Here is an 8244-nt window from a genome sequence, read left to right on the forward strand (position 1 = left end):
CAACGTTTTTTATGTGTCTCTCCCTTGACTACGCTTCATACAGTTTCATCATATTGAAAAAGCTTAGAACTATAAAACTGTAGGAAGTATCCCCTTTCTCACTACTAATTTATATAAATGGCCTGTAAGTAAAAGAATATAGGCTAAGTAGAAAATTCAAAGTCCACCCTTTGAAGTGCTTTCAAATCTAAACTAATACAAACGTATCTTTAATTTATAATCAAAAGTACAGAATCTTACCAAAAAGTACATTTTTTATAAAACAATTTTTAAAGTATTTAAAAATTCATTTTGGCGTAAAAACTTCGAAATAATCACTGTGAATTTCTAAAGGTTCTGATACAAATATACGAAGTGGAACGAGGATATAACAATAATCCACCTGGTATTCCCCATTAAAAAACGGCAGAACTCAATTGGATGAAATCTTTCGGTATTGATGTAGGTCAAGAGTATATAACGATAGTTTCTGGTACACAAAACGCTTTGGTAATTATATTGATGAAAGAGCTTTGAATTTAAATTCATTTGTTTTGCAATATAATTAATTAGAATTATGCATTCGCGAAATGGAATAAGGCGTCTCACTTTTTGAAGTTTGACGCCCCATAATCTTGTATGGTTACATTCACATGATATTTAATCGGTACCCTGCTAAATGTTTGATCCCAATCTTTTTTGACTTTCGCCCATAATTTTGGGTCTTCAATTCTTAATCGGTTTCCAAAGCCAGCAACGTCAACTTGATATTCTTTCTGCATTTTTTCTGTTACATGATGCACCAAGTGCTTTACTTCTTGTTCAGCAGCTTTTTCTGCCCTTTTTAAAAATTCATTTTCAAAACCTTTTCCTGAGTGCATCCAATTTTCAGACACACGCCCTTCTGATTCAATGTTTACATCAAAAGAAATCTTATTTCCCTTAACATGCGGGGTGATTTTGCTTTTTATGGACTTTATCTCGTAGATGATGGGTTGCCCTGTCTTTTTATCAAAGCCTTTTACCAAACCACCTTTCCTTTTTCCGTTGATCCATATTAGCCCCTCTAATTCCTCTTCATTTAAAAAACCACGTAACTTATTTGTATTTCCTTTGATTACGGCAGCTCCCGCAAATTTTACTTCACCATTTGTCGAAATCACATTTTGTAAAAGAAAACTAGATCCTGATTCCATCTTACCTCTTAATTTAGCGAGCGATACAAAAGGTAAAATTCTTGTTATTCTATATTGATTATCTGCAATCCCAATCAAATGAAACGCTGGAATTTCTCCTATTTCCTTTGATTCCAGTGTCTCACTAGCTCGCCCCTTGCTGATTAACACAAGACAGCTAAGCCTACTCTCATTTTCACGGAGATACTGATCAAGTAATTGGTTTAAACTATATTTGCGTACAAGATTCTCACTAATCACAATCACTTTTAAATGTGAAGCGAACAAAGGCCGATCTTCTCTTAATGAAAATTCACGGATTATTTGATGAATAGAATCTCCAGTCTCAGAAACATTAACATAACGTTTTTGTTGTGCCCCGCCTCCTTTACTCCCAGTTTGTTGGCTTGCAATTTGATAAGTAGATGTTATGATGTTTCTTTTAGGATATCCTCCTCCTCGGTCCTTAATCTCTTTCTCAATTGTTGACTCCTTACCTTTATCCAATGCTACAGCTAAAACTAAACTCAACTCTTCAATTTCTTTGCTACTCCAGCACCCTGTCAGAAACAGGAGTACCAGCATCGAAAACAAAGTCAAAAAAAACCGTACATAGTGAAAGTTATTCTTCACGATGTCCCCCCTTTTCTCTTTAATCGCGTGACGATAAGAAGGAGCAGTGGTAGTAACCCAAATAAAAATAAAGCAGTATTGCCGACTATATCTCCGAATTTAAGTAGATCATTTATATTTTTCGAAGTCATAGCAATGATATAAATAATCGGAAGCAAAGCAAACATAAAAGGATGAATGCTCTTTTTGAAGAGTTGTGCTAGCCCCAATGCAGCAGCGTAGTAACTGATCGTATATGTAGCAAATATTTGCATAATCCATATTACAAGCAATAAAGATTCAAAACGTTCAAATATCAAACCAGAAATTTCAAAACTGCGCATGAGATCAATTGTCGGCCATGTTCCCATTACAACTCCATCGACGGATAATGCACCGATGACCATTACGACCGTTATTACGTAAAAGATTAACGGAATAGAAATTCCAACTAGAATGACTTTTACTGCTTTGTTTGGTTGCTCCATAAATACCAAAAGGATTAACATGATTTCAGGACCTGTATATGCGAGAGCAGTTGTCTTTATCCCCTTTAACACCGGCTTAACTCCTAAACCTAATACGGGGCGGAGATTATCCATCTCAAATATTCCGAGACTCATCAAGGAAATGAGTAAAAAAATAAACACCGTAATAGGGAATATGATTTCAAACATCCGGGCAATTGAGTTAATGCCACTCATAATCAAATAGAGACCTATCCACATAAAAGGTATAATAATGGCCCATGTAGGAGTTCCTTCCAGTAAAAAAAAGCTAATGACTTCTGCCATTGAACGGATTTGAAACCCTGAAGTTGCAAGAAAATAACATACAACAAGTAAGCTAAATAACCTCCCTGTCCATTTCCCTACAATTTCTTGGCTGTATTGATAAAAGGTTTTTTCGGGAAACTGTTGACTTAATTTAACCATAATTACTCCTGTAACCATCGCGATTATCCCACCTAAAATCACACTTATCCATACATCCGGTGTTTTCACTTTTTCCATAGATGCTCTGGGTAGGGTAAGGATTCCTGTTCCAAGTATAAAATTAACGACGATAACAACTGCTTGCGATGTCTTAATTCGGTCTTGGGGTCTGCTAATCATTGAAAGTCACTTCCTTTCGGCTTTAGCTACCCTTTGCGAGTAGGGTCTTTTGAATGCATCATCTTTGGTCGCCGTTTCATCATTCTTAGCGGCATGCGAACCATAAAATCTTTCCAGTCACTTAATCGATAAGGAACAACTGGACTAGTATAAGGAACGCCAAAACTTTTCAGTTTCACCAAATGGCTACAAAGTAAGAGGAAAAAGAGAATGACCCCGTACAACCCAAACACGGCAGCACAAAACATGGCTACAAACCGAAGAATGCGTAATGTAATCCCTGCACTGTATTGTGGGATAGTAAAGGAAGAAATAGCTGTAACAGCTACAACGATTACCATAATTGGACTGACAATCCCTGCTTCTACGGCAGCCTGTCCAATAATTAATCCACCCACAATCCCCATTGCCGGTCCAATCGGTTTAGGTAAACGTAACCCAGCTTCCCGTAAAATTTCGATGGCCACTTCCATAATCAACGCTTCTATAAGAGCAGGAAAAGGAACTCCTTCACGTGTTCCTATAATAGAGATAACTAGCTTAGTGGGAATTAACCCTGGATGAAACGAAATAAAGGAAATATATAATGCAGGAGTAAATAATGAAATAGAAGCTGCAAAGAAACGCAATAGGCGGAGAAGCGTACTTGGAATCCAGCGTTCATAATAATCTTCTGGTGATTGTAACAGCATACTAAATGTAACTGGAACAATTAATGCGAATGGTGTCCCATCCAGTAAAATTGCTATCCGTCCTTCCATCAAGGCACTAATAACACGATCAGGACGTTCTGTATTCTGAGCTTGTGGAAAAGGACTGAGGTAATTATCTTCAATAAGTTGCTCTATATAACCAGATTCAGGCACACTATCTATATTTATTTTCTGAATTCTTGTTTTTACCTCTTCCACTAATTCTGGACTAGCAAGATCTTTAATAAAGGCCATAACTAGCTCTTTTTTTGCACGTTCCCCTACTTGAAGCTTTATCAATGATAAAGTCTCATTTTCACCATGACGCCGCAAAAGAGCGGTGTTATCACTTAATACTTCCGTAAAACCTACCCGTGGACCTCTGACTAATGCTTCTGATACTGGTTCTTCAATATTCCGTTTGTTTGTTTTTGTTGTACCAAGAATGAACACATCTATTAATCCCTCAACTAGAAGGGCTGTCGAACCTGTCAATACTTTTGGAATCAAATCTTTTATGTAATGGACTTCTGTTACTTCACTAATAGAAAGAACTTTATTTTTAATAAATTCTTTCGAAACGGTCTCTTCCACATAAGTAGTTTCGTTTTTATATTCATCGAAAAAATCAACCATTAGTGAATTCATAATATGTTTATCGATTAGCTCTTTATCTGATAGTCCATCGACAAAAATGATCGCAGCTCGAATGCCTTTGCGCCCAATATTAAACTCCCGAAAGTGAACATCAGAATTATGACCGATTTCTTGTCTTATGAGTTCTAAGTCTGATGTGAAGTCACCCGTAAAATGAACCGTTGAGTTTCGAGAAGGCTTAGTTTGTTGTTTAGGATTGCTTTGAATGGTATTTTTTTGTACTTGTTTGTCCTTTGATTCCCACCAACTCATTTTTATCACTCTTTCTCTGATATACTGACCCAATGAAAAAATCTTGAGATAATATATGTAATTAAAAATACGATAAAAGCTTGTACAAAAACTTTCCAATCCGGAAGATAGGAAACAAACATATTCCACATTTTCATCATCTTATAAATGCATCCTCCTAGGAACAAGATTTTATCAAATCTGGTCTTTTTTTATAAAGCTTCCCCAAAATATTAAGTATAAAATCATGTAATAATACCCATTAAAGCAAAAAAATGCTATCTCTAGCATCTTTTTCACTTTAATTTAACTAACTATTTATTTATATTTTTAGCCAAATTACTTTTGTTTTTTCCATATAACATATATATAACAAGTCCAATAAGCATCCAGATTATAAAACGAATCCAAGTAACTTCTGGAAGACTGATGATAAGATATAATGAAAAACAAATCCCAATCAACGGAATTACAGGGACAAAAGGCGTCTTAAATTTCCTTTCTAAATCTGGTCTTTTCTTTCTTAATACAATGATAGAAGAACAAATTAATATAAATGCTGATAATTTACCAATATTAATCAATTCGACCACCTCACTAATAGGGGTAAATCCTGATATTATTGCTGTAATCATACCTATAATTAATGTAGGACGATGTGGAGTCTTATATTTAAGATGTACCTTTGTAAACCATTTTGGTAATAATCTATCTCGACTCATTGCAAATCGAACTCGCGAACCTGCAAGTGTGAACGAAAATAAAACAGAAAGTATGCCTGTAATAGCTGCTGCAGAGATAATTGAACTACTCACCACTTAACGTCCTTACGGACTGTTTGAAGTGGGAGATTCCTAAGTACAGAGTTCTATCGAACTCTAATGGATTAGGCTATCCCCGTAGTTCCTACGGTTAAGAGACGAATTGCTTCGTTTCTCAGGTTGAGTGCTTCATTCCGATCTCTATCGTGATGTGTGCCATAAGAAGGGCAATTCCACTCACGAATTATTAGATTTTTAACGTTTTTATTCTTGTATCCACAATTGGAACATAACTGACTAGAAGCAAATGTTTTAGATACCACAACAACTTGTTTGCCATACCATTTTGCCTTATATTCCAACATCGTTCGAAATTGTGACCAAGATACTTCACTAATTGCTTTTGCAAGCTTTCCATTTTTGAGCAGGTTACTGACTTGTAAGTCTTCTATACCGATGACATCGTGGTTTTTGATGATTTCAGTAGAGAGTTTATGTAAGTAATCAGCTCTCGCATTGGCAATATGTTCATGGATTCTTGCAACTTTCACACGCTGCTTGTTCCAGTTCGAAGAACCTTTCGTTCTTCTGGAAAGGATACGCTGTGCTTTTGCTAACTTTTCTTCTAATATACGGAAAAATTTAGGGTTCTTGTATGTTGTTCCATCAGAAAGAATAGCAAAATCTTTTAACCCACCGTCCATTCCACAAGTGGATTCCGTTTTAAGCATTTCTTGTGCCTCTGTTTCGACAAGGATAGATACAAAGTATGTACCACTTGGGTTACGGCGAATCGTTGCATTTAGAATACGACCTTCTACTTCACGACTTTTGGCAAAGCGAACAAGGCCAAGTTTCGGTAATTTCATTTTGTTACCTACAATCGCAATATTGCCGTTCGTTTGCTTGGTTGTGTAGGATTGAACCTTATTGTTTTTAGATTTGAATCGTGGAATATCATTTTGTTTCTTGAAAAAACGCGAAAAAGCATCTGCGAGGTTTTTTAATGTGGATTGAAGAGCAATACTATCTACTTCTTTTAACCAAAGTGTATCCTGTTGCTTCTTTAATTGAGTAAGCTCGGCAGAGCAAGAAGGATAGGTTAATCCTTTTCCTGTCTCTTTATAGGTGTCATTCCAGAGAGCAAGAAAATGGTTAAATACAAAGCGACTGCACCCAATGGTTTTAGCAATTAATATTTCTTGTACCTTATTTGGATAGATACGAAATTTATATGCCTAATTTACTAACATGGGTTGCACCTCACTTTTTTCGTAGGATACCTACAGTATACTAAAAAAAAGTAGGCTTACGCCTACCGGCATTCATCTCCCACCTAAAATTGGTGTTTTCACCCCTTCACATTTTTGAGGAAGGGGTCTTCTGTCGGAAAATGATAAAGTAATCCATTTTAATCCTGCATCACTGAAAATCTTAGCTACCGGTGCAGCGTTATTCAATGTATGATATGGTGCCATTCCTGTAATTACTAAAGACATTCCGATATACAGACATAATGCAATTATTAAAGATATGACTACAGCTCTTGGTAAATCACGTTGTGGATTCTTGGCTTCTTCAGCTGCTGTAGTTAACGTATCATATCCAAATACTGCAAAGAATACAAGCGCAGCACCACTCATTACGCCATTAAAACCAAAAGGCATAAAAAGATGCCAATTGGCTGAATCAATGTAGAAGCTTCCGACAGCAACGACCACTAAAATAATACTTAGCTTAATAATTACCATCAATGTGTTGAATTTTGATCCCCACTCCATACCAAATGTTAATAATCCAGCGATAGCTAGACTTATAATAACTGCAATTAAGTCTACTCGATGCCCATCTCTTGTACCTGGAGGCCCTTGAGCCCAAATTGGAATATGTATTTCGATTTGTCGAAGTAATTCTTGTATATATCCAGACCAACCAATAGCAACTACTCCCACTACTAAAATATATTCTAGCAACAGATCCCACCCAATTAACCATGCTACTCCTTCTCCTAATACAGCATAGCTATAAGTATATGCACTCCCAGAAACGGGGATAAGTCCAGCAAATTCAGCATAGCATAGTGCAGCAATAATAAAAGATAAAATAACTGCAGGACCAGCATGCTCAGATGCAGCTACTCCTGTTAGAACAAAAATCCCCCCCCAATAATTCCTCCTAATCCAATTGCAGTTAATTGTCATAATTCTAACACTCGATTTAGTCCAGTACTTCTAAGGCCTTCCTTTTGCAAATGATCAATGGACTTTTTTCTAATAAATGCATTCATTTTCTTTCCCTCTGAGATTACATAAAAATACAAAAACAATTAGAATTCAGATTATTTTAGCGCGATTATTTTTTATGCAATTTATTGATACATATTTATATTAAAAAACGGAAAATATATCATTTCTTACAGATTTTGCGATACAGGGAAGCCCATACAGGACTTTAGTCCGCCTGTAGGCATGGGATGAAAGTATCGCTTTTTCGTAGAAAAACACTTGTTTTTTGGGGATATACTTCAACTATAGACAAGAATAAGTCTTTAAAACGCCTATGTGTTCTTTGAAAACAAGATATCGTATGAGGTACTCAAGCTATCAGTAAAATGATATGTGTCGTCAAGTACAAGACGCTAAAACATTGGAACACGCAACTAGCTGTATGGTATGGTCACAGTACTGTAGCTCACGAAGCTATAGGGTCTGTCGTGAGAGTGGTTGATGGCACACCGCAAACTTGCACGTCAGCGATACCAGAAATGGACTTCGCCCTTGATAGCAAGAATCCCACTGGCTTTAGCCAGATTGCCCTTTTAGGGATGGGAGTGTCAATTTACTTAGTATACTTTTATAGATTCATCAAAGGATTTCGCTAACTTTAAGTACACATTAAGTAAAAGTGGACGAAAAGGTATCCTCTCTAATATTTTATTGAAAACAGAATATATGATCGTAACAGTTATAAATTCAACATTGGAGATTAAGAATTACCAAGAGTTCGTCATCGCGATTCCGAT

Annotated in this window: 5 protein-coding genes and 1 pseudogene; all 6 read right to left on the reverse strand. The window is 36.2% G+C overall.

Going from position 1 to position 8244, the window contains the following annotated elements:
• Window positions 1-584: 584 nt before the first annotated feature.
• Complete coding sequence (locus HRG09_RS27095; RefSeq protein WP_174103916.1) at window positions 585-1787, reverse strand: Ger(x)C family spore germination protein; 1203 nt, start codon at window positions 1785-1787, stop codon at window positions 585-587.
• Complete coding sequence (locus tag HRG09_RS27100; protein ID WP_174103917.1) at window positions 1784-2881, reverse strand: spore germination protein; 1098 nt, start codon at window positions 2879-2881, stop codon at window positions 1784-1786. Before HRG09_RS27100 ends, HRG09_RS27095 begins: the two co-directional genes overlap by 4 nt.
• A 26-nt stretch (window positions 2882-2907) precedes the next feature.
• Entirely contained in the window at window positions 2908-4482 is a 1575-nt protein-coding gene (locus tag HRG09_RS27105) for a spore germination protein (RefSeq protein WP_174103918.1), read from the reverse strand.
• Window positions 4483-4775: 293 nt separating this feature from the next.
• On the reverse strand, window positions 4776-5276 hold the full coding sequence (locus tag HRG09_RS29585; RefSeq protein ID WP_309232396.1) for an amino acid permease: 501 nt from the start codon (window positions 5274-5276) through the stop codon (window positions 4776-4778).
• 71 nt (window positions 5277-5347) lie between these two features.
• Window positions 5348-6460: pseudogene (gene tnpB, locus HRG09_RS27115) on the reverse strand (IS200/IS605 family element RNA-guided endonuclease TnpB); the annotation flags it as partial.
• 87 nt (window positions 6461-6547) lie between these two features.
• On the reverse strand, window positions 6548-7423 hold the full coding sequence (locus HRG09_RS27120; RefSeq protein WP_254610191.1) for an amino acid permease: 876 nt from the start codon (window positions 7421-7423) through the stop codon (window positions 6548-6550).
• Window positions 7424-8244 lie beyond the last annotated feature (821 nt).

This window comes from Bacillus sp. Xin1 (assembly GCF_013314535.1).
Lineage (GTDB): Bacteria > Bacillota > Bacilli > Bacillales > Bacillaceae_G > Bacillus_A.